A 22,114-nucleotide genomic window follows, 5' to 3' on the forward strand; every position below is an offset into this window, starting at 1 on the left:
GAAAGGCTGCGCAATGGCCAATGTGACTGTGAGAAACCTGCCCGATGCCGTGCACCGGGCCTTGCGGGTACGCGCTGCCCACCATGGCCGCAGTACGGAGGCGGAAATCCGCGACATTCTGGAAGCCGCCGTCCGGCCGGCAGAGCGTGTCAGGCTGGGCTCCATGCTGGCGTCCATTGCCCGCGAGGCAGGAGGACTGACCGACTCCGAAGCCGAGGGCTTCAACCGCCTGCGCGACAGGGCGCCAGCCGAGCCCATGGACTTTGAATGATCGTTGTCGATACCAACGTCATTTCGGAACTCTGGAGGCTTGCGCCCGACTCCAGAGTGCTTGCCTGGATGGATGCCCAGGCCATTGAAACGCTGCATCTGTCTGCCGTCACCGTGGCAGAACTGCGCTACGGCATTGCAGCGATGCCTGAGGGAAGGCGCCGCACTATCTACCAGGAGCGACTGGAGCATGAGGTTCTGCCGGCCTTCGCCGGCCGTGTCCTGGCCTTTGACCTGGACGCGGCAAAGGCCTATGCCGATCTGATGGCGAGCGCGAAGACGCAGGGCAGGGCCATCGCCAAGGCCGATGGCTATATAGCGGCCACTGCCATGGCGCATGGGCTGGTGGTGGCAACGCGCGACACCAGTCCGTTCGAGGCCGGTGGGCTGCAGACCATCAATCCCTGGACGGCAGCGCCCTAGACAGACCAGGGCGCCGGCCTGCCTTCCGGGCTGCAGCCTCAGGCCGCCAGCGTGGCGTTGTCGATCACGAAGCGGTACTTCACATCGCCTTGCAGCATGCGTTCGTAGGCGGCGTTGATCTCGTCGGCGCGGATCATCTCGATATCGGCCACGATGCCGTGCTCGGCGCAGAAATCCAGCATCTCCTGCGTTTCGGGAATGCCGCCGATCATGGAGCCGGCCAGGCTGCGGCGCTTCATGATCAGGTTGAATACCTGGGGCGAGGGATGGGGCGTGGCCGGCGCGCCCACCAGGGCCATGGTGCCGTCGCGCTTGAGCAGGGTGAAGAAGGCGTCCAGATCGTGCGGCGCGGCCACGGTGTTGAGGATGAAGTCCAGGCTCTTGGCGTGCGCCGCCATCTCGGCCGCGTTGCGCGAGACCACCACTTCGTCGGCACCCAGGGCGCGCGCCGCCTCGCGCTTGGACTCGGAGGTGGTGAAGGCCACCACATGCGCGCCCATGGCGTGGGCCAGCTTGATGCCCATGTGGCCCAGGCCGCCAATGCCCACCACGCCCACCTTGTGGCCCGGCCCCACGCCCCAGTGGCGCAGCGGCGACCAGGTGGTGATGCCCGCGCACAGCAGCGGCGCCACGGCGGCCAGCTGTTCCTCGGGGTGGCGGATGTGCAGCACATAGCGCTCATGCGCGACGATGCTCTGCGCGTAGCCGCCCAGCGTGTGGCCGGGCGCATCGGGCGTGGGGCCGTTGTAGGTGCCGACCATGTGGTCGCAATAGTTCTCCAGGCCCTCGTCGCAGTCCGCGCAATGGCGGCAGCTGTCCACGATGCAGCCCACGCCGACCAGATCGCCAGCCTTCACGCCCGACACATGGGCGCCCACGGCCGAGACGCGGCCCACGATCTCGTGGCCCGGCACGCAGGGGTAGAGCGTGCCCGCCCATTCCGAGCGCACCTGGTGGATGTCGGAGTGGCAGACGCCGCAGAAGGCGATCTCGATCTGCACATCGTGCGCGCCCGGTGCGCGGCGCGTGATGTCCAGGGATTGCAGGGGCAGGTCGCCCGCATGGGCTCCATAGGCTTTGACGGTCATGGGATGTTCCTCGTGGGATGCCTGGTGGGTGTGGAAGGGATGCGGGCATTCTTGCCGCCGCCTGCCCTGCTGACTAGCTAATCAATGCTTAATGGGCTTATCAGCACAGCTAATCAATGGATGGCGCTAGGCTTGCGGCCATGGCAAGACGCAACCTCAATGACCTGCTGGCCTTCGTCACCGTGGCGCGCGAGGGCAGCTTCACGCGCGCGGCGGCTGCGCTGGGCGTCACCCAGTCGGCGCTGAGCCAGACCCTGCGCGCGCTGGAGGAGCGGCTGCAGATCCGCCTGCTCACGCGCACCACGCGCAGCGTCTCGCCCACGGCGGCGGGCGAGCGGCTGATGCAGGCCATAGGCCACCGCTTCGACGAGATCGAGGCCGAACTCGACGCCCTGACCGCGCTGCGCGACAAGCCTGGCGGCACGGTGCGCATCACCTGCGGCGACTACATGCTGCAAAGCACCCTGCTGCCCCGGCTGGCGCCGCTGCTGCTCGCCTATCCGGACATCTGCATGGAATTCGACGTGTACTACGGATTCCGCGACATCGTGGCCGAGCGCTTCGACGCCGGCGTGCGCCTGGGCAGCACTATCGACAAGGACATGATCGCCGTGCCCATCGGCCCGCCGCTGCGCATGGCCGTGGTGTCCTCGCCCTGGTATTTCGCGGAGCACGGCATTCCGAAGAATCCGCAGGACCTGATGGCGCACCGCTGCATCAACCAGCGCATGGTGACCTCGGGCGGCCTGTATGTGTGGGAGTTCGAGCGCCGGGGCCGCAAGATGAATGTGCGCGTGGACGGGCCGCTGATCTTCAACACCACCCAGCCCCAGATCGATGCGTCGCTGGCCGGGCTGGGCATCACGCTGCTGCCCGAGGACGAGGTCATGCCCTGGATCCAGAGCGGCCAGCTGCAGCGCGTGTTGGAGGACTGGTGCCCAAGATTCGACGGCCACCACCTGTACTACCCCAGCCGCAGGCAGCCCTCGCCCGCGTTCTCGCTGGTGGTCGATGCGCTGCGCTGGCGCGGCTGAGGCGCCTGGCCATCAACGCAGCGGCGAAGTAGGCATTGCCGCCCGTGACATACGCGGCCGGTCAGCTTGGGCACAATGAACGGCTTTCGCCCAGCCTCTTTCGCGGTCCTTGGACGCGACTCCTTCACGCGATTTCCTTACGCGATCTCTTCACGCGATGCAGCAAGAACCCGACTTCCTCCACAACCTGAACCAGGAATTCCGGGACGGCAGGCGCTGGCTGGACCGCACCATCGTGCTGGCCTATGCGGCGGCCGCCGGGCTGTGCGTGGTGGCCTTCACGCTGATGGCCGACGCGGGCTTTGAACTCTTCGAGAGCATCTACCACTGGCAGGGCGGCTGGGCCGTTCTGCTGTGGATGCCTGCCGTCACGGCGGGCGCCGTGTGGCTCACGCGGCGCTGGGCGCCGGGCGCGGCGGGATCGGGCATTCCACAGGTGATCGCCACGCTGGACCCGGCGCTGGACCCCGCGCAGCGCGGGCGCTTCGTGTCGCTGTGGCTGTCCTTCGCCAAGATGGTCCTGGCCAGCGCGGGCTTTGCGGCGGGGCTGTCGATCGGGCGCGAGGGGCCTTCGGTGCAGGTGGCCGCCGGTGTCATGCACCATGCGCGGCGCTGGTTCGGGCCGCATTCGGGCATCAGCCACCATGCGCTGCTGGTGGCCGGCGGCGCGGCCGGCATTGCGGCGGCCTTCAACGCGCCGCTGGCGGGCGTGGTCTTCGCCATCGAGGAGCTGTCGCGCAAGCTGGAGTCGCGCTCCAGCGGCCTGATCATCGCGGCCATCGTGCTGGCCGGCCTGATGGGCGTGTCGGCCTTCGGCAACCTCAGCTATTTCGGGCGCATCCAGGTGCCCCACCTGACCTGGGACGCGCTGCTGCCCGGCCTGTGCGTGACCCTGGCCTGCGGCGTGCTGGGCGGCCTCTTCGCCAAGCTGCTGGCCGCTTCGCTGACCCGCACGCCCGAGCGGCTCAACCAGCTGCGTGCGCGCTTTCCCATCCGCTTCGCGGCGGCGATCGCGCTGGTGATCGCCGTCATCGGCATGGTCACGGGCGGCGCCACCTTCGGCGCGGGCTCGGAGGCAGTCAAGCACATGCTGGCGGGCCAGGCCGACGTGCCCTCGTTCTACGTCACCCTGAAGTTCATCGCCACCTGGCTGTCGGCCTGGGTGGGCGTGCCGGGCGGCATCTTCGCGCCCTCGCTGTCGATTGGCGCGGGCGTGGGCCACAACGTGGCCGGCCTCATGGGCGCAGACATCGCGCCCGCCCTCATCGCCATGGGCATGGCCGCCTTCCTGGCCGCAGTGACGCAGGCGCCGCTGACGGCCTTCATCATCGTGATGGAGATGGTGGACGGCCACTCCATGGTGCTCAGCCTCATGGCCGCTGCCATGCTGGCCAGCCTGGTCTCGCGCATGCTGGCCCGGCCGCTGTACGAGACGCTGGCCCAGCACATGCTGAGTCTGGTGCCTGCTCCTGCTCCTGCTCCCGAGCCTGCACCTGCAACTGAGCCTGCACCTGCAACTGAGCCTGCACCGGCCGCCGTGCCGGAACCGGAGCCCGCCAGCCCCGCAGAGCCGGCTGCACCCCCCAAGGACCAGGACAAGCCCGCAAGCGCCTGAGCCGGGCGCGCTTGGCTGACAGGCAATGGCGAAGGGCGATGGCCTGGGCGCGCTGCACGCCACGCCATGCTCGCTTCCTGAGTCCTGACGCACAACCCGAGGAAAGGAACGCGCCATGTGGGAGGAAGTAACCAGCACCCTGGCCGAGGAATTCTCCAGCCTGCCCGATGCGGCCGAGGTCACGCGCGTCATGGTGCGCCTGCTGCTGGCGGCCCTGCTGGGCGGCATCGTCGGCTACGAGCGAGAACACAAGGGCAAGGCCGCCGGCCTGCGCACCCACATGCTGGTGGCCATGGGCGCGGCGCTGTTCGTGCTGGTGCCCGAGCGCGGCGGCATGGGCATTGCCGACATGAGCCGCGTGATCCAGGGCGTGGTGGCCGGCGTAGGCTTCCTGGGCGCGGGCGCCATCATCAAGCGCCACTCAGAGGAACAGGTGCAGGGCCTGACCACGGCCGCCGGCATCTGGATGACGGCCGCCATCGGCGTGGCCTGCGGCCTGGGGCGCGAAGCCATCGCGCTGCTGGCCACGCTGCTGGCCATCGTCATCCTCGTGATGCTGCCGCACGTGGTCAGTGCGCCGCCCCCGCAGGCGGACGCGGAGCCGGATACCAAGCCGCGCGAGACTTGAGGGCGGGCGGCCGCCTGAAGCCTGGCATTCCGGCTTTGTTCGCTTTTTCCTGATGTTCGTGCTACGTGAACATGGCAAACATCACGAACGCAGCCAGTGAGGCTTGCGAGGCTCTCGCCAACTACCGATAGGCAGTCACCTGCGTGCATGGCATCTCTGGCCATGCACGCATGCCATTAGAAATCCACACTCGCACTCAGCGAGAACGTGCGCGGACCGCCCACCGTCAGGTAGCCCGAACCGGGGTAGCCGCCTACGGAGGCCCAGTAGTTGCGATCCGTCGCGTTGTCCACGCGCAGGCGCAGCGTGAGCAGCTTGCCCTGCACTTCGGTCATGTAGCGCACGCCCAGGTCCAGGCGGTTCCATCCGGCCACGCGCAGGGTGTTGACGTCGTTGGCGTAGCTGGCGCCGGTGTGCACCAGGCGGCCGTCCAGCGCCAGGCCGTTGATGCCCGGCACATCCCATTCCACGCCCGCTGTGGCCTGGAAGCGCGGCACGCCGATGACGCGCTTGCCGTCGGTGGTGGCGCGGCCCGTGCTCTGCTGCCTGGCGTCCAGCCAGGTGGCGCCGCCCAGCAGGCGCAGGCCGCGCATGGGTTCGCCGAAGACGTTGAATTCCACGCCCTGGTGGCGGTCCTTGCCGGCCGAGGTGAACAGGTTGCCGTCGATCAGCGAGCGCGGCTTGTCGGTGGAGAAGAAGGCCAGGCCGCCGCCCAGCTTGCCGCCGTCGTACTTGACGCCCACTTCCTTTTGCTTGGTCACGTAGGGCGACATCTGCTGGCCCGCGTTGGCGATGATGGTGTCGCCCGACTTGGCCGGCGCCGTGTCGCCCTGGGCCAGTCCCTCGATGTAGTTGCCGTACAGCGATACCTGGGGCGTGAGCTTGAACACCGCGCCCAGCACCGGGCTGGTGCGGCTCTGGTCATAGGCCGTGCGCACGCCGCCCTGGCTGGTGACCGCGCCGTTGCTGACGATGCGGTAGCTCACCGAGTCGGTCTCTATCGTCTGGCGGCGCACGCCGGCCGTCACCAGCATGCGGCCGTCCATCAGCGACAGCGTGTCGCCCAGCGCAAAGCTGTTCAGGCGCGTGCCCCGGTTGTAGGCGGGGTTGGACAGGTCGTTGCCCAGGTAGTTGAGCGGCGTGATCGCGTAGTAGCGCGGGTCGTAGAGATTGGTGGCCAGCGTGTTGCTGCCCCCGCCGGTGCTCATGCCATAGGCGTTGTAGACCTTGAGGTCGAAGGCCGAGTAGCTGGCCACGATCTCATGGCCCACGCTGCCCGTATTCAGGCGTGCGCGCACGCCCAGCTCGCCCGTGCTCACGCGATCCTTGCGCGCGTTGTCGAAGCGGCTGGTGGTGGCCGCGCCATTGCCGGCCGCCGCCAGCGTGATGTTGGCCAGCGAGTTGTTCTCGGAGCTGCGGCGCAGGCCGTAGGCGGCCCAGGCCGTCACATTGCTGTTGATGTCCCATTCGCCGCGCAGCGTGCCGAACAGGTCGCGCTCGTCGGAATAGGTCCAGGGCTGGGCCCAGTTGGAGGAAGCATCGGGCGCCGCAGGAATGGCCGCCAGCCCTGCGCCCGGCGTGACATTGGTGCGCGTGCGCTTGAGGCGGTTGTCCTGCCAGCCGATGTCGCCCGACAGGCGCACATTGCGGCTGCGCCAGTCCATGCCCACGGACAGCAGATCGAGCTTGGAGCTTTCCTGGTCGATGGCCGTATCGCCGCCCCGGTGCGCGGCGTTCAGGCGGATGCCCGTGGCCTGGTCGGGGCCGAAGCGCCGGCTCACGTCGGCCGCCACGAAGGCCTGGCCGCCGCTGGCAATGCCCGCCGTCACGCGCGACAGCGGGTCGCTGCCCGCGCGCTTGGGCAGCAGGTTGATGTTGCCGCCCAGGCCGCCGCCATTGGGGCTGGCGCCCATCAGAAAGGCCGATGCGCCGCGCAGCAGCTCCACGCGCTCGAACAGCTCGGTGGCGATGTACTGGCGCGGCAGCAACGCATACAGGCCGTTGTAGGCCACGTCGTCCGAGCCCAGCACGAAGCCGCGCACGAAGTAGGACTCCTGGAAATTGCCGAAGCCGCGCGCCACGCGCACGGAAGGATCGTTCTGCAGCACATCGCCCACGCTCTTGGCCTGGCGGTCCTGGATCAGCTCGTTGGTGTAGCTGGTGATGGAGAACGGCGTCTCCATGTTGTCGCGCGTGCCCAGAATCCCGGCCCGCCCGCCGCGCGCCACCTGGCCACCCGCGTAGGGCCTGGACAGGCCTTCAGCCGACGCATCGGCGCTGGCCTCGACGGTGACGGTGCCCAGCTCGGGCGCGGCCGTTGCCGTGGAAGGGGCAGGCTGGGCCCATGCGGCGCCAGCAGACAAAAGAAGGGCCAGGGCCCCGGCGATCGGGGTCAGCGTGTGGAGGGGGGAGTGCATGGAGAAAACGGGATGAGAATGCGGGATGAGAATGATTCCCAATAATTTTATCGATGCGACTCCCCCGTATGGAGCTTGTAGGGAGATGTGTCTGTTTGTGCCCACATCCCTGCCAGCGCATCGCTGCCGAAGCTGCGCTTGTGTCGGCTGTGGAAACTTGCCTATCATCCGGTCGGCCCCCTGTTCCGGGGCTGGTGCGTAAGAACACCAATACACAGCGGTTGAGCCTCCCCGAAAGTGAGTTCTGTCCCTTACCGGAGCACGGAACGATGATCACCGTTTCTCACCCCTTGGTCTGCGCCCAGTTCACTGGTATCGCAGGCTTTTTCATGACCGCAGTCACTTCGGCCGGTCTTTTCCATACCTTGTCACCCCTTCAACTGGGGCACTCTTTGCGCCACTTCGCACGGAGGGCGCAGCCATGAAGCAGACCAAGGAACAGGCCAAGACCTCGGCCGCCAGGATCGAGCGGCTGACGCGCGATATCTCCGAGATCCACAAGCTGGTGGATGAGGGCTGCGCCGAGATCTCGGCCACGGCGCAGATGGCCTTGAAGTGGCTGGAGACGCCGGAGGGCTGCCAGCGGCTGGACGTGGTGGCCGAGGCCTTGAAGATGATTCGCCACAGCGCCCTGTTCACGGGCGACTGCTCCAGAAGCAAGGCGATCACGGCTGGCAGCACCTACCGCAATCTGGCCCAACGGCGGCTGCGCGAGGCCGAGAAGGCAGCCGATGAGGCGCGCGTGGCGCAGGCCTTGCGGGATTCGGCGGCTTAGCGCCGCAGCGTGCAGCGTGCACCGGGCCAGGTGCGCGCCGAGGGGACCGGCGCCTGCTCAGGCGCTGGCCAGCAGCTCCCACGAGCACGCCTGCGCCTCATCCTCCCCCTGCACGAACGCAACCCGCATGCCCAGCGCCTTGCCCATGCCTTGCACGGCCAGGCGCAGGGCCATTGGCACGGCGCGGTCGCCCGTGATGACGACCATGCCCCGGCACAGCTGGCGCATGCGTTCGCGGTTGCGCTTGAAGAACAGGGCGCGCTGCTTGCGTTCTTCGTGGCTTTCCTCGGGGTGGTCGCCGGGCAGGTGGTCGGTGAGCAGCACGAAGTGCCGGCCCTGGTCGAGCAGGGATTCGATCTGGGCTTCGGCCGATGCGTCATTGCCGTGGCCTGCGTCTGCAGGTGCCTGCGCTTCGAGTTCGCGCAGGTAGACCAGGGGAAAGCGGGAGGTATCGATCAGCATGTCATGGTTCCTGGGAAAAAGCAGGGCATCAGTACAGGTCGTGCCTGACCGCATGGGCGTAGTGGGCGTTGGCCTGTTCCTGTTGCGCGGCATCCATGGCGGGCGCCGTGGCATCGGCCAATTGCGTGAGGGCGGCCATCATCTGGCCCACGGTGGGCAGGGCGGCGCGGTCCAGCTGGCTGGACGGGTTCCACAGGCCGGAGCGGTGGATGGCCTTGCCGCAGTGCAGCAGCACCTCGTCGACCAGGACCACGGTGGCGGTCTTGGGCGTGCCCCGGCCTTCGCTCAGCTCCTGCAGCAGATGGGGGTCGGTGGAGATGCGGCCCCGCCCGTTGATGCGCAGGAAGATGTCCAGCCCCGGGAACAGGAAGAGCATGGCCAGGCGGTCATCGGCCTGCAGGTTGCGCAGGGATTCGATGCGGTTGTTGCCGGGCCAGTCGGCAAAGGCCACGGTGCGCTCGTCCAGCACCTGCACAAAGCCGGGCGGCCCGCCGCGCGGCGAGGCGTCCAGGCCGCGTTCGCCGGCCGTGGCCAGGCAAAAGAAGCTGGCCTGGCGCAGATAGGCCTCGTGGAAGTCGGACAGGCGGTCGCGCACGGCCTTCTGGATTCTTTCTGCCGGGGCGGCGTAGAGCGAGTCCAGGTCGATGGCCGGGCCTGGCGACTCTGCAAGGGCGGTGTTGTCTGTGTGCATGGCACAAGCGTAAGAACAAAGGTGTTGGCGGCTGTAGACTGGATCAGCCAACAAATAGCTCAAAGACGCCATGCCCGATGCCATTCTTGAACTGGTCAGCCATGTGAACCGTGCCGATGGCCCCGTGCTGATCGCGGCCGTGGGCAATCAGGACGAGGAGCTGGCCTCCGAGCCGCACCGCCACGCGCGCGGCCAGCTGTTCGGCTCGCTGCGCGGGCTGTTGTCGGTGGGCGTGGAAGACGCGGTCTGGGTGGTGCCCGCCATCCATGCCGTGTGGCTGCCGCCGCACCAGCTGCATTCGGGCCGCTCCCATGGTCCCTTCCACGGCTGGAGCGTCTATGTGGCGGAGCCGGCCTGCGCCGACCTGCCGCAGCGGCCCTGCGCCATCCGCACCTCGGGCCTGCTGCGCGAGGCCGTGCTGCGCGCCGCCGGCTGGGGATGGCAGCAAGGCGTGCCCACAACGCAGCCCGTGCAACCAGGCCCTTCGGCGGACCAGGCCCGCGCCCATGTGATGGCGGTGATCCTGGACGAGATCCGCACCCTGCCCGTGGAGCCCCTGGGCCTGCCCCTGCCCGCAGACCCGCGCCTGCAGCGCATCGCCCGCGCGCTGATCGCCGACCCGGCCGATGCCCGCGACCTGGAGGCCTGGGCACGCTGGGCAGCGGTCAGCTCGCGCACGCTGAGCCGGCGCTTTGTGTCGGAGACGGGCTTCAGCTTCACCGCCTGGCGCCAGCGCGCGCGGCTGATGCGCTCGCTGGAGATGCTGGCCGCCGGCGCGCCGGTGACGAACATCGCGCTGGACCTGGGCTACGCCACGGCCAGCGCCTTCATCGGGCTGTTCCGGCGCACGTTCGGGGAGACGCCTGCGGCGTACCGGGGGCGGCTGGGGGCTGCGCGGGACTGAGGGGCTGCGGTGCCCTCGTGGCTAACGGCTTCGCCTACAACCGCTGCAACTGCGCATTCAGATACGCATCGCGCGAGGGCAGCAGGTGCTCGGCGCACAGGCGCACCAGGGCGTCGCGGTCCTGGGCACGCAGGGCTTCGATCATTTGCCAGTGTTCCTGGCGTGCGCGCTCGCGGTAGTCGGCCGAGACCAGGGAGGCGAAGCGGATGGGGTGCGTCTGGCGCGCGTATTCGGTGATGGCCTTGTGCAGCGTGTCGTTGCCCGCCAGCGCAAACAGTTCCTGGTGAAAGGCCAGGTTGATGCGGAACACCAGGCGCGCATTGCCTTCGGCCACGGCGGCGTCGTGCTGCTGCTGGATGGAGGTCAGGCGGTCCAGGCTTTCGGGGGGAACGGGCAGGGGGATCTTGCGGGCGGCCTCCACTTCGAGCATGCCGCGCAGCTCGTACAGTTCCTGCACTTCCTGGGTGGAGAACGAGCGCACCAGGGCGCCCACGTTCTTGCGGCGCTCGATGAGGCCCATGCGGTCCAGCGCGGCCAGGGCCTCGCGGGCGATGTGGCGCTTGACGTCGAAGCGGGCCATGAGGTCGTCTTCCACCAGGCGCTCGCGCGGGTGCAGCCGGCCGAAGACCACGTCCTCTTCCAGCGCGGCCACCATGGCGCCCAGGGCGTCGGCTGCGGGGGCGGGTTCGGCATCCAGGGAAATCGGCAGTGAGGCGGCAGCGACCATCAAGACAGGCGGTTGGGACAAAGACGCCATTTTGTCCGAATTGACCGCCTGCGCCGACTATTCACGCGGGCCGGGAATGGTGCCGCGTTCGGTGGCGCAGCGCAGGAAGTCGAAGTCCACGCCCTGGTCGGCCTGGTTCACGGTGGTGAGAAAGAGCTTGCGGTAGCCGCGCTCGGCCGTGGGCTCGGTCACGGGGTGGAGCCGGGCGCGGCGGGCCAGTTCCTCGTCGCTGACCTGCAGCGTGAGCTCGCGCCGCGCCACCGACAGCGTGATGCGGTCGCCGTTGTGCACATGGGCGAGCGGGCCGCCCACGGCCGACTCCGGCGTGACGTGCAGCACGATGGTGCCGAAGGCCGTGCCGCTCATGCGCCCGTCGGAGATGCGCACGATGTCCTTGACGCCGGCCCGCGCCAGCTTGCGCGGGATGGGGATGTAGCCCGCCTCGGGCATGCCGGGCGCACCCTTGGGGCCGATGTTCTTGAGCACGAGGATGTCGTCGGCGGTCACGTCCAGATCGTCGCTGTCGATGCGGTGGGCCAGGTCGGCCGCGTTCTCGAAGACCACGGCGCGGCCTTCGTGCTCCATGAGCCGGGGATGGGCGGCCGACTGCTTGATGATGGCGCCGCCCGGCGCCAGGTTGCCCTGCAGCACGGCGATGCCGCCCTGCGGGTAGATGGGGTTGGAGCGCGGGCGCACCACGTCCTGCGCAAAGCCGGGGCCGGCGCGGTCGATCTCTTCGCCCAGCGTGCGGCCGGTGACGGTGAGGGCGTCCAGGTTCAGCAGGGGCTTGAGCTCGCGCAGCAGCGTGGCCATGCCGCCCGCGTGGTGGAAGTCCTCCATGTAGTGGTCGCCCGAGGGCTTGAGGTCCAGCAGCACGGGCGTGTCGCGGCCCATGCGGTCCAGGGCCTTGAGGTCGATGTCATAGCCCATGCGCCCCGCGATGGCGGCCAGGTGGACGATGCCGTTGGTGGAGCCGCCGATGGCCAGCAGCACGCGCATGGCGTTCTCGAAGGCGGCGGGCGTGAGGATTTTGTCGATGGTCAGGCGCTCGCGCGCCATGCGCACGGCCTCGGTGCCGGTCTGCTCGGCGATGCGGATGCGGTCGGCCGTGACGGCGGGGGGCGAGGCGCCGCCGGGCACGGTCATGCCCAGCGCCTCGGCAATGCAGGCCATGGTGCTGGCCGTGCCCATGACCGAGCAGGTGCCCACGCTGGCCACCAGCTGGTTGTTCACGTCGGCGATCTCTTCGGCGTCGATCTCCTCGGCGCGGAACTTGCCCCAGTAGCGGCGGCAGTCCGTGCAGGCGCCCACGCGCTCGCTGCGGTGCGAGCCGGTGAGCATCGACCCGGTGATCAGCTGGATGGCCGGGATGCCGGCCGAGGCCGCGCCCATCAACTGGGCCGGCACCGTCTTGTCGCAGCCGCCGATGAGCACGACGGCATCCATGGGCTGGGCGCGGATCATCTCCTCGGTGTCCATGGACATGAGGTTGCGCAGGTACATGCTGGTCGGCGCCGAGAAGCTTTCGTGCACCGAAATGGTGGGGAAGTCCATGGGCAGGCCGCCCGCCAGCATGACGCCGCGCTTGACGGCCTCGATCAGCTGGGGCGCGTTGCCGTGGCAGGGGTTGTAGCTGCTGCCCGTGTTGGCAATGCCGATGACGGGGCGCTGCAGCGCCGAGTCCGTATAGCCCGCGCCCTTGATGAAGGCCTTGCGCAGGAACAGCGAAAAGCCGCGGTCGCCGTAGTTGGTCAGGCCCTTCGATATGCCGCTTTCGGCGTCGGCGGGGGTGATGTCGTGGGCCGGGGAGGGCGTCTTGGGGTCGGTCATGGCGGCGGTCCGTGGGTCTGGAGTGGGGAGCGAAGGCAGGCGCTGCCTTGCGTTGACGGCAGGATAGCGGCGCTTCCCTCAAATTATCATCGGCGTTATCACCTATATTATTAATAATCTAATTGACCAACCATGCGACCGTGTCCGGTCTGCGTGCCGGACATGTTTTTCCGACACAAGACAAGGAGACATCCATGACCGCCGCACACCGCTCTCATCCGCCCAACCGGCGCGCCCTGCTGGGCGCCGCACTGCTGACCCTGGGCGCAGGCCTGGCGTTGCCCACCGCAGCCAGTGCCGCAGCCGACGCTGGGTATCCGGCCAGGCCCATCAAGCTCGTCGTTCCCTACACGCCCGGCGGCGCCACCGACGTGATCGGGCGCGTGGTGGGGCAAAAGCTCTCGCTGGCGCTGGGCCAGCCGGTGGTGGTGGAGAACCGGGCGGGCGCGGCCGGCAACCTGGGCGCCGCCGCCGTGGCCAAGGAAAGGCCAGATGGCTATACGCTGCTGCTGGGCGCGCTGACCAGCCATTCCATCAACAGCGTGCTCATGGCGTCCACGGCGGGCTTCACCATGGACAAGAGCTTTGCGCCCATTGGCGTGGTGGGGCGCGTGCCGCTGGTGGTGACCGTGGGCCCGTCGGTGAAGGCGGCCAGCCTGGGCGAGTTCATCGCCCTGGCCAAAAGCCGGCCGGGCGGGCTGAACTACGGTTCCTCGGGCAATGGCTCGCCCCAGCATCTGGCGGCCGAGCTGTTCAAGCGGCAGGCGGGCGTGCCGCTGACGCACGTGCCCTACAAGGGCAGCACGCCGGCGCTCAACGATTTGATGGGCAGCCAGGTGGATGTGGTGTTCGACACCCTGCCCGCCACTCAGGGCTTCATCAAGGGCGGCCGCCTGCGCGCCCTGGCCGTGACCACGGCGCAGCGCGTGCCCTCCATTGCCGACATTCCCACCACGGCCGAGGCCGGGCTGTCGGGCTTCGAGGTGACGTCGATGTTCGGCCTGCTGGCGCCTGCGGGCACGCCCGCGCCCATCGTCGCCCGGCTCAGCGGCGCGCTCAAGGAGGTGATGGGGCAGCAGGAAGTGAAGGACGCCCTGGTCGCCCAGGGCGCCATGCCCACCTTCACCACGCCTGCCGAGGCGCGTGCCCAGATCGCCGAGGAGGTGGCGCGCTGGTCCGCCGTGATCCGGCAGGCGGGCATACAGCCGGATTGAGGCTGCGCCTCAGCGTCGCCGGGCCCGCGTTTCCGGCAGAAAGGCCGTTGCCAGCCCCAGCAGCGGCAGGTAGGCCACCAGGCTGTACACCCAGACGATGCCGTGGGTGTCGGCCAGGTTGCCCATGCCGGCGGCCCCCAGGCCGCCGATGCCGAACATGAGGCCGAACATCAGCCCCGAGACCAGGCCCACGCGGCCGGGCACGGCCTCCTGGGCGTAGACCACCAGCGCCGCAAAGGCCGAGGACATGACCAGGCCGATGACGATGGACAGCGCGGCCGTCCAGAACAGGTCGGCATGCGGCAGCAGCAGCGCAAACGGCGCCACGCCCAGGAAGGACACCCAGATCACGGCCTTGCGCCCTATGCGGTCGCCCACCGGGCCGCCCGCGAAGGTGCCCGCCGCCACGGCCGCCAGGAAGGCGAACAGGTACAGCTGCGACTGCTGCACGGGCAGGGCAAAGCGCTCGATCAGATAGAAGGTGAAGTAGTTGGCAAAGGCCGCGATGTAGACGAACTTGGCGAACATCAGCACGCAGATCACAGTCACCGCGCGGATGACCTGCGAGCGGTTCAGCGCCGTCAGCGCATGCTGGCCGGCCGCCACCACCTTGGCCGGCGCATGGTGCAGGCGCCAGTGCGTGATGCGCAGCAACACCCAGATGGCCAGCAGCGCCACCAGCATGAACCAGGCGATCGCATGCTGGCCAAACGGAATGACGATGGCCGCCACCATCAGCGGGCCGATGGCCGAGCCCGTGTTGCCGCCCACCTGGAAGGTCGATTGCGCCGTGCCGAAGCGACCGCCCGAGGCCAGCCGCGCCACGCGCGAGGCCTCGGGGTGGAAGGTGGACGAGCCCACGCCGATCAGCGACGCGGCAGCCAGCAGCATGGGGTAGCTGGTGGACAGGGCCAGCAGGCCCACGCCCACCAGCGTCACCACCATGCCCAGCGGCAGCAGGTAGGGCTTGGGATGCTTGTCGGTGTACAGGCCGATCCAGGGCTGCAGCAGCGAGGCCGTGACCTGGTAGACCAGGGAAATCCAGCCGATCTGCGCGAAGCTCAGCGAGAACTCCGTCTTGAGCATGGGATAGACAGCCGGCAGCACGGCCTGGATCAGGTCGTTGAGCAGGTGGGCAAAGGCGGCGGCGCCGACGATGCGCAGCAAAAAGCCCTGCGCGGCATGGCTGGGTGCTGGATGGGCGGGCGCCGTATGGGCATGCGTTGCAGGCGCGCCCAGCTCGCCCGGGGCGCCAAGAGTGGTGGTGTTGCTTGTCATGGAGGAAAGGGCCCCGCAGGGCGGCACGGTCAGGGTCCGGCGTTGACGAAGGTCAATGGGCCGTGGGACCGAAGATAGGTGTTTGGTGCCCGTCTGTCTCTCTCTATACTGACTTCAATTGTCGAGATCGGGACAGAGAGCCGCATAGAGCCGCATAGAACCGCACAGGATGGGAAGCCCCATGGCCGCAGAACTGCCGCGCATATACCTCAAGTACCACCAGACCGGGCGCCCCATGGCCGCCATGGAGGCCAACTGGGCGCATGGCACCAGCACGGGCTGGCACTCCCACCCGCGCGGCCAGCTGCTGTATGCGATCGAAGGCGTGATGTCGGTGCAGCTGCATTCCGGCTCCTGGCTGGTGCCGCCCAACCGGGGGCTGTGGATAGAGGCCGACGCCGAGCACGATGTGCGCATGTCGGGCGACGTGAAGATGCGCACGGCCTACATCGACGCCTCGGCCTTTGCGGACCTGCCCGCGCGCACCTGCGTGGTCAATGTGTCGCCCCTGCTGCGCGAGCTGGTGGTGGCTGCCGTCGGCGTGCCGCTGGACTATGCCGAAGGCAGCCGCGACGAGCGCCTGATGCACCTGCTGGTCGATGAACTGCGCGCCGCCGAGGTCCTGCCCCTGCACCTGCCCCTGTCCGCCGATGCGCGGCTGCGCCAGGTCTGCGAGGCCCTGATGCGCGAGCCTGCCGACACCGCCACCGCTGAACACTGGGCGCAGCGCCTGGGCGTGAGCGCCAAGACGCTGCAGCGCCTGTTCGTGAAGGAAACCGGCATGCCCTTCGCCCAGTGGCGCGAGCAGGCGCGGCTGATGTTCGCGCTGGGCCGCATTGCGGCGGGCGAGCGCATCATCGACATCGCCCTCGATTGCGGCTACGCCAGCCAGAGCGCGTTCACGGCCATGTTCAAAAGGCATTTCGGAGTGCCGCCTTCGGGCTTCCAGCGCTGAGGCACGACCGGACCAAGGTCGGGCCGGGCGGACTTGGATGCAGATCCAGATATCGATTGCGGCACAAGCATATGCCCAAAGATTCGTTCCCCCGCGCCTGCATCGTGGCGATACTGGCCGGCCGCATTCCATCCACTGCCTGGCCTGTACCACCGTGCTACCCGACCCAGTCCCCGACAGCGCGGCCGAAGCGCAGGTCGATCGCGTCATCGACGGCCTGCTCAACGGCCTGCAATGGCGCGCCAGCGTGTTCCACGTGGGGCAGTACTGCGGGCGCTGGCGGGCCTCCACGGCGGGGCGCGCGCGGGCCAGCTTTCACCTGATCCTGGACGGGCGCTGCTGGCTGCACCTGCCGGGCCAGCCCTCGGTGGAGCTGCAGCCGCGCGACGGCGTGTTCCTCTCGCGCGATGTGCCGCATTTCATCTCGCCCTATGCCGACCCGGACATGGCCTGCGCCCCGCAGGCCATGCGTCCCGCCACGGGCGATGCCGGCATCGGAGAGACGGCGCTGGCCTGCGGCTTCTTCACCTTCGAGGGGCCCATGCGCGGCCTGCTGGTCGATGCCTTCCCCGACCACCTGGTGCTGCGCGGCGACGACCATGCGATGAGCGGCGCCTCCATGCTGTTCGACCTGATGCGCGCCGAGGCGCTGCGCACGGGCACCGAGCCCTCGGCCGTGATGGACCGGCTGGTGGGCCTGCTGTTCTTCTACGGCCTGCGCCAGCTCGCGCATGGCGATGCGCGGGCGCGCGGCATCTGGAGCCTGCTGCGCCGGCCGGGCTTTGCGCCGCTGGTGGCCGAGCTGCTGCGCGAGCCGGCCCGCAACTGGAGCGTGGCCGACATGGCCGCGCGCGTGTGCCTGTCGCGCGCCACGTTCTTTCGGCAGTTCGCCGAGGCCTGCGGTCAGCCGCCCCAGCAATTCCTGCTGCTGCTGCGCATGCAGCTGGCCGCGCGCCGCCTGGCCCAGGGCGAGGCCATAGGCCAGGTGGCCGAGGCCGTGGGCTACGAGTCCTATGCGGCCTTCTCGCGCGCCTTCAAGCGCGTGATGGGCGAGCAGCCCGGCGCCTGGCAGCGCGCGCAGGCACGCTGCTGCTGAGCCGCCATCCGAGCCCGCCGCATCTGCCTGCGGGTTGACACGTTCGGGCATAAATCCGCGACGCGGCGGCATTGATGGCAAGGGGGGCGCGGCCGATCATGAAGGCATTCCTTCATTCCTGCAAAGCACCATGGCACGCCTGACCCTGCACACCCCGCAAACCGCTCCTGAAGCCAGCCGCCCCTTCGTGGAGCGCGCCCTGGCCGGCAACGGATTCCTGCCCAACCTGATCGCCATCCTGGCCAACTCGCCCCAGGCGCTGGAGACCTATGTGACCGTGGGCCAGATCAACGCGCGCGCCCAGCTCACGCTGGCCGAGCGCGAGGTGGTGCAGATCACGGCGGCGCGCATCCATGGCTGCGACTTCTGCGTGGCCGGCCACACCAAGCTGGCCTTCAAGCAGGCCGGCCTGACCCAGGCCGAAGTGGTGGCGCTGCAGGACGGCCGCGACACGGGCCAGCCGCGCCTGGACGCCGTGCGCCGCTTTGCCGAAGCCGTGATCGCCACGCGCGGCGCCGTGGCCGACGAGGCCCTGGCCGCCTTCCATGCGGCCGGCCTGAGCGAGCAACAGGCGCTGGAGGTGGTGCTGGGCATCAGCCTGGCCACGCTGTGCAACTTTGCCAACAGCCTGGCGCAAAGCCCCGTCAACCCGCAGCTGCAGCCCTATCTGCCCGAACAGTTCCGACAACCGCAGGAGAACGCACATGCTGGCTGATTCGCTGCGGCAGTGGCTGGACGCCCATGCCGACTCCCTGGACGAAGGCCCCGCGCATGCGCACGAAGTGCTGCCCCGGCTGGCGCAGCAAGGCCTGTTCGGCCTGGGCGTGCCCGTGGCCGAGGGCGGGCAGGGCGGTAGCCTGGGCGATGCGCTGGAGGCCATTGCCGGCGTGGCCGGGCATTCGCTGACGGCGGGCTTCGTGTTCTGGGCGCAGCGCGCCTTTGTCGAATACCTGCTGCAGTCGCCCAACGCGGCGCTGCGCCAGCGCTGGCTGCCGGGCCTGCTGCAGGGCACGCAGGCGGGTGCCACGGGCCTGTCCAACGCCATGAAGTACCTGGGCGGCATCGAGGCCCTGCAGGTCGAGGCCACGCCCGTCGGCACTGGCGGCGCTGTCGGCGCCGACGGCCTTGCACTGCGCGGGCGCGTGCCCTGGGCCACCAACCTGGTGCCGCCGGGTCGCTTCGTGGTGGCCGTTGCCGTCTCGCGCAGCGACGGTGCAAGGCCCTTCGTGGCCGCGCTGCCCGGCGATGCGGCGGGCCTGCAGCGCAGCGCCGACCTGGACCTGATCGCGCTGCGCGGCAGCCATACGGCGGCGCTGTCCATCGAGGTGCTGCAGATCGGCCCGGCCGATGTGATCCATGCCGACGCCAACCATTTCCTGCCGCGCGTGCGGCCCGCCTTCATGGGCCTGCAGCTGGGGCTGTGCATCGGGCTGGCGCGCGCCTCGCTGGCGGCGGCCTCGGCCCGTGCCGGCGCCGGGCGCGATGTGCTGGGCGGGCCGCTGCAGCAGCAGCGCCACGCGCTGGAACTGGCCACGGCCACGCTGCATGCGGGCCTGTCCGACGGGCGTTTTCTTGACCGACCTCAAGCCCTGTTCCGCCTGCGCCTGGAATTGAACGACATCGTGCAGCAGTCCCTGCAGCTGGAGCTGCACGCCAGCGGCGGGCGCGCTTATCATCGCGACCAGCCGCTGGGATTTGCGCGCCGTTGGCGCGAGGCGGCCTTCATCCCCATCGTGACGCCCAGCGTCACGCAGCTACAGGGTGCGCTGGCTGGCGCGGCCCTGGCAACCACCAGTTCATGACCCAGACGGAAGCTTTCTCCCCTGACGCTCCCGCGCCCGTGCTGCAGGCACGCGGCGCGGGCTTTGGCTATGCGCCCGGCAAGGCCGTGTTCGAGGACATCTCCCTGAGCATTGCCCCGCGCGAGATCGTCTGCCTGCTCGGCGGCAGCGGCTGCGGCAAGTCCTCGCTGCTGCGCGTGCTCGGCGGCCTGGAGTCGCCGGACGGCGGCGCCTGGAGCCGGGGCGAGCTCCAGTTCCTCGGCCAGCCGCTGACCGCGCCGCACCCGCGCGCGGGCTTCGTGTTCCAGCAGCCCAGCCTGCTGCCCTGGCTGGACGCGCGGCGCAACGTGGGCTTCGGCCTGGACTTCGAGCGCCAGCCGAAGCTGGAGGCCGAGGCCCGCCGCCAGCGCGTGGAGCAGGCGCTGCAGGCCGTGGGCCTGGGCGGCAGCGGCGCGCTCTACCCCTCGCAGCTGTCGGGCGGCATGGCCCAGCGCGTGGCCCTGGCGCGCGCCCTGGCCCGCGAGCCGCAGCTGCTGCTGGCCGACGAGCCGTTCTCGGCCCTGGACGCCATCACGCGCGCCGAGATGCAGGAGCTGATGGTGGACGTGGTCCACCGCTGGCACACGGCCGCGCTGCTGGTCACGCATGACATCGACGAGGCCATCCTCGTGGGCGACCGCATCCTGCTGATGGGCGGGCGGCCCGGCCACATCGTGCGCGAATGGCGCGTGGACATAGCGCGCCCGCGCGAGGACCAGGCCGCCGCCGTGACCGCGCTGCGGCTGGACATCCTCTCGGCCCTGCACGGCGTGCGCCATGCGGCCCAGGCCTGATCCGGCTCGCCTGCCTGCCTGCCCGCCTGCCTGCCGAACCGCCTGCAGATCCGCCATTTCTTCGACTTCAACCATGCTCTTCTGAAAGGTCTTTCGCATGAGCTTCCAGGACCACCCTTCCTACACCCACATCTGCGCCTCGTCGGACTGCGGCTGCGGCCTCACGCGGCGCGACATGCTGCGCCTGGGCGCGCTGGCCACGGCCTCGGTGGCCGCGCCGCTGCTGGCCGCAGGCGATGCGCGCGCCCAGGCCTTCAAGGGCGATGACCAGCCCGTGAAGATCGGCTACCTGCCCATCACCGACGCCACGCCGCTGCTGGTGGCCCACGGCAACGGCCTGTTCGAGGCCGAAGGCCTCAAGGCCGAGGCGCCGCGCCTGTTCCGCTCCTGGGCCCAGATCGTCGAGGCCTTCGTCTCGGGCCAGGTCAACGTCATCCACCTGCTTACGCCCTCCACGCTGTGGGTGCGCTACGGCGCCAAGTTCCCCGCCAAGATCGTGGCCTGGAACCACGTCAACGGCTCGGGCCTGACCGTGCTGCCCGAGATCCAGAAGGTGCAGGACCTGGGCGGCAAGACCGTGGCGATCCCGTTCTGGTACTCCATCCACAACATCCTGCTGCAGGACGTGCTGCGCAAGGCCGGCCTCACGGCCGTGACCCGCGCGCGCGGCGGCGCCATCGCGGCCAACGAGGTCAACCTCGTCGTGCTGGCACCGGCCGAAATGGTCTCGGCCCTGGCCGGCAAGTCGATTGCGGGCTTCATCGTGGCCGAGCCCTTCAACGCCGCCGCCGAGATCGCGGGCGTGGGCAAGATGCTGCGCTTCTCGGGCGATGTCTGGAAGGACCACGCCTGCTGCGTCACCTTCCTGGCCGAGCGCGATATCGCCGACAAGCCCGAATGGGCGCAGCGCGTGACCAATGCCGTGGTCAAGGCCCAGCTGTGGACGCGCGACAACCGCCTGGCCGCTGCGCGCCTGCTGTCGAGCACCGGCGAGCGCCGCTACACGCCGCATCCGCAGCAGACGCTGTCCAAGGTGCTGGCCGCCACCGACTACGCCAGCTACGAGGCCAGCGGCGTGGTCGTCAACAAGGGCTGGCACCAGCGGCGCATCGACTTCCAGCCCTATCCCTATCCCTCGTACACCGAGCAGCTGGTGCGCGCCATCAAGGCCACCAAGGTCGAGGGCGACACGCGCTTCCTCGACAAGCTGGAGCCCAGGTTTGCGGCCACCGACCTGGTGGACGACCGCTTCGTGCGCAAGGCCATCCAGGCCGTGGGCGGCCCGCAGGTCTTCGGCATTCCGGCCGATTTCTCGCGCCGTGAAACCATCGTGGTGTGAGCCAGGTGTTGCGACGTATTGGATTGCCGCTGCTGGGCGCGGCCCTGGTCCTGGCCCTGTGGTGGGTGGGCGGCGCGCTGCTGGCGCGCAGCACGCCCGTGGCTGCGGCCTTTGCGCCCTGGCCTTCGCTGCAGGCGCTGGGCCAGCTGCTGACGGGCGCCGACATCTGGATGCACACCGTGCTGAGCCTGCAGCGCGTGGCCGTGGGCCTGCTGCTGGCCTTCGTGGTCGGCGTGCCGCTGGGCGTGCTGGTGGGTCTGTCGCGTGGGTTCTCGCAGGCGTTCTCGCCCGTGTTCCAGTTCCTGCGCATGATCTCGCCGCTGTCGTGGATGCCCATTGCCGTGATGGTGCTGGGCGTGGGCGACGCGCCCGTGTACTTCCTGCTGGCCTTCGCCGCCGTCTGGCCCATCTTGCTGAGCACGGCGGCCGGCGTGGCGCAGCTGGACCGCAACTGGCTGCTGCTGGCGCGCAGCCTGTCGGCCACGCGCACCGAGACCGTGCTGCGCGTGGTGCTGCCCGGCATCACGGCCCAGATCCTCACGGGCGTGCGCCTGGCCATCGGCATCATCTGGATCGTGCTGGTGCCCGCAGAAATGCTGGGCGTATCGGCCGGCCTGGGCTACTTCATCCTCGACACGCGCGACCGCCTGGCGTATTCGGAGCTGATGGCCGCCGTGGTGCTGATCGGCGCCCTGGGCTATGCGCTGGACCATGCGGCGCGCTGGCTGCACCAGCGCTGGATGCACTGAGCGGC

Annotated in this window: 22 protein-coding genes; 15 read left to right on the plus strand and 7 right to left on the minus strand. The window is 69.3% G+C overall.

The features are described from left to right. The first annotated feature begins 13 nt into the window (after positions 1–13). Both AC57B5_RS22655 and AC57B5_RS22660 read left to right on the plus strand, forming a co-directional pair. Complete coding sequence (locus AC57B5_RS22655; RefSeq protein WP_180318715.1) at positions 14–271, plus strand: FitA-like ribbon-helix-helix domain-containing protein; 258 nt, start codon at positions 14–16, stop codon at positions 269–271. Then, on the plus strand, positions 268–693 hold the full coding sequence (locus tag AC57B5_RS22660) for a type II toxin-antitoxin system VapC family toxin (RefSeq protein ID WP_180318716.1): 426 nt from the start codon (positions 268–270) through the stop codon (positions 691–693). The genes AC57B5_RS22655 and AC57B5_RS22660 overlap by 4 nt, the downstream gene beginning before the upstream one ends. A gap of 38 nt (positions 694–731) precedes the next feature. On the opposite strand, the gene AC57B5_RS22665 is transcribed toward AC57B5_RS22660, so the two are convergent. Continuing rightward, positions 732–1,781, minus strand: coding sequence for an NAD(P)-dependent alcohol dehydrogenase (locus tag AC57B5_RS22665; RefSeq protein ID WP_496400375.1), 1,050 nt, complete (start codon positions 1,779–1,781; stop codon positions 732–734). Positions 1,782–1,921: 140 nt separating this feature from the next. On the opposite strand from AC57B5_RS22665, the gene AC57B5_RS22670 reads away from it, so the two are divergent. The 3 genes from AC57B5_RS22670 to AC57B5_RS22680 all read left to right on the plus strand — a co-directional run bounded on the left by AC57B5_RS22670 (position 1,922) and on the right by AC57B5_RS22680 (position 5,058). After that, the gene (locus tag AC57B5_RS22670) at positions 1,922–2,815 is read left to right on the plus strand and encodes a LysR family transcriptional regulator (protein WP_496400376.1); all 894 of its coding nucleotides are present in this window, start codon (positions 1,922–1,924) and stop codon (positions 2,813–2,815) included. Positions 2,816–2,972: 157 nt separating this feature from the next. Next, a complete protein-coding gene (locus AC57B5_RS22675; protein ID WP_496400377.1) occupies positions 2,973–4,430 on the plus strand; it encodes a chloride channel protein in 1,458 nt (485 codons plus the stop codon). 115 nt (positions 4,431–4,545) lie between these two features. Continuing rightward, positions 4,546–5,058, plus strand: coding sequence for an MgtC/SapB family protein (locus tag AC57B5_RS22680; RefSeq protein WP_012207634.1), 513 nt, complete (start codon positions 4,546–4,548; stop codon positions 5,056–5,058). Positions 5,059–5,234: 176 nt separating this feature from the next. Here the strand turns inward: AC57B5_RS22680 and AC57B5_RS22685 are convergent, their stop codons facing one another. Beyond that, positions 5,235–7,475, minus strand: a complete 2,241-nt coding sequence (locus AC57B5_RS22685; protein ID WP_123695672.1) for a TonB-dependent receptor — start codon at positions 7,473–7,475, stop codon at positions 5,235–5,237. Positions 7,476–7,896: 421 nt separating this feature from the next. Here AC57B5_RS22685 and AC57B5_RS22690 point away from each other — a divergent pair, with 421 nt between their 5' ends. After that, entirely contained in the window at positions 7,897–8,250 is a 354-nt protein-coding gene (locus AC57B5_RS22690; RefSeq protein WP_496400378.1) for a hypothetical protein, read from the plus strand. Positions 8,251–8,307: 57 nt separating this feature from the next. Here the strand turns inward: AC57B5_RS22690 and AC57B5_RS22695 are convergent, their stop codons facing one another. Both AC57B5_RS22695 and AC57B5_RS22700 read right to left on the minus strand, forming a co-directional pair. After that, complete coding sequence (locus tag AC57B5_RS22695) at positions 8,308–8,712, minus strand: hypothetical protein (protein WP_496400379.1); 405 nt, start codon at positions 8,710–8,712, stop codon at positions 8,308–8,310. A gap of 28 nt (positions 8,713–8,740) precedes the next feature. Continuing rightward, complete coding sequence (locus tag AC57B5_RS22700; RefSeq protein WP_216294705.1) at positions 8,741–9,403, minus strand: pyridoxamine 5'-phosphate oxidase family protein; 663 nt, start codon at positions 9,401–9,403, stop codon at positions 8,741–8,743. Positions 9,404–9,473: 70 nt separating this feature from the next. On the opposite strand from AC57B5_RS22700, the gene AC57B5_RS22705 reads away from it, so the two are divergent. Then, a complete protein-coding gene (locus AC57B5_RS22705) occupies positions 9,474–10,307 on the plus strand; it encodes an AraC family transcriptional regulator (protein WP_013800526.1) in 834 nt (277 codons plus the stop codon). A gap of 34 nt (positions 10,308–10,341) precedes the next feature. On the opposite strand, the gene AC57B5_RS22710 is transcribed toward AC57B5_RS22705, so the two are convergent. Further along, positions 10,342–11,034 carry a GntR family transcriptional regulator gene (locus AC57B5_RS22710; protein ID WP_096914109.1) on the minus strand — a complete coding sequence of 231 codons (693 nt, stop codon included), beginning with the start codon at positions 11,032–11,034 and terminating at the stop codon, positions 10,342–10,344. Positions 11,035–11,091: 57 nt separating this feature from the next. Then, the gene (locus AC57B5_RS22715; protein WP_012207628.1) at positions 11,092–12,864 is read right to left on the minus strand and encodes an IlvD/Edd family dehydratase; all 1,773 of its coding nucleotides are present in this window, start codon (positions 12,862–12,864) and stop codon (positions 11,092–11,094) included. Positions 12,865–13,058: 194 nt separating this feature from the next. Between AC57B5_RS22715 and AC57B5_RS22720 the strand changes: the two genes are divergently transcribed. After that, the gene (locus AC57B5_RS22720; protein WP_496400380.1) at positions 13,059–14,078 is read left to right on the plus strand and encodes a Bug family tripartite tricarboxylate transporter substrate binding protein; all 1,020 of its coding nucleotides are present in this window, start codon (positions 13,059–13,061) and stop codon (positions 14,076–14,078) included. A 9-nt stretch (positions 14,079–14,087) separates the two neighbouring features. Here AC57B5_RS22720 and AC57B5_RS22725 read toward each other — a convergent pair whose 3' ends face one another. Next, on the minus strand, positions 14,088–15,356 hold the full coding sequence (locus AC57B5_RS22725) for an MFS transporter (RefSeq protein WP_496400381.1): 1,269 nt from the start codon (positions 15,354–15,356) through the stop codon (positions 14,088–14,090). Between the two features lie 181 nt (positions 15,357–15,537). Here AC57B5_RS22725 and AC57B5_RS22730 point away from each other — a divergent pair, with 181 nt between their 5' ends. From AC57B5_RS22730 to AC57B5_RS22760, 7 genes are all read left to right on the plus strand, one after another. Then, entirely contained in the window at positions 15,538–16,311 is a 774-nt protein-coding gene (locus tag AC57B5_RS22730) for an AraC family transcriptional regulator (RefSeq protein ID WP_013800531.1), read from the plus strand. 154 nt (positions 16,312–16,465) lie between these two features. Then, on the plus strand, positions 16,466–17,407 hold the full coding sequence (locus tag AC57B5_RS22735; RefSeq protein WP_016448374.1) for an AraC family transcriptional regulator: 942 nt from the start codon (positions 16,466–16,468) through the stop codon (positions 17,405–17,407). 130 nt (positions 17,408–17,537) lie between these two features. Further along, complete coding sequence (locus AC57B5_RS22740) at positions 17,538–18,122, plus strand: carboxymuconolactone decarboxylase family protein (protein ID WP_016448373.1); 585 nt, start codon at positions 17,538–17,540, stop codon at positions 18,120–18,122. After that, positions 18,112–19,209 carry an acyl-CoA dehydrogenase family protein gene (locus AC57B5_RS22745; protein WP_496400382.1) on the plus strand — a complete coding sequence of 366 codons (1,098 nt, stop codon included), beginning with the start codon at positions 18,112–18,114 and terminating at the stop codon, positions 19,207–19,209. The genes AC57B5_RS22740 and AC57B5_RS22745 overlap by 11 nt, the downstream gene beginning before the upstream one ends. Beyond that, entirely contained in the window at positions 19,206–20,021 is an 816-nt protein-coding gene (locus AC57B5_RS22750; RefSeq protein WP_013800535.1) for an ABC transporter ATP-binding protein, read from the plus strand. Before AC57B5_RS22745 ends, AC57B5_RS22750 begins: the two co-directional genes overlap by 4 nt. Positions 20,022–20,118: 97 nt before the next feature. Beyond that, positions 20,119–21,360, plus strand: a complete 1,242-nt coding sequence (locus tag AC57B5_RS22755; RefSeq protein ID WP_016448371.1) for an ABC transporter substrate-binding protein — start codon at positions 20,119–20,121, stop codon at positions 21,358–21,360. Continuing rightward, positions 21,357–22,109, plus strand: a complete 753-nt coding sequence (locus AC57B5_RS22760; protein ID WP_496400383.1) for an ABC transporter permease — start codon at positions 21,357–21,359, stop codon at positions 22,107–22,109. Before AC57B5_RS22755 ends, AC57B5_RS22760 begins: the two co-directional genes overlap by 4 nt. Positions 22,110–22,114: the final 5 nt, after the last annotated feature.

Source organism: Delftia sp. BGA-UO-ETr-SB1 (assembly GCF_059567865.1).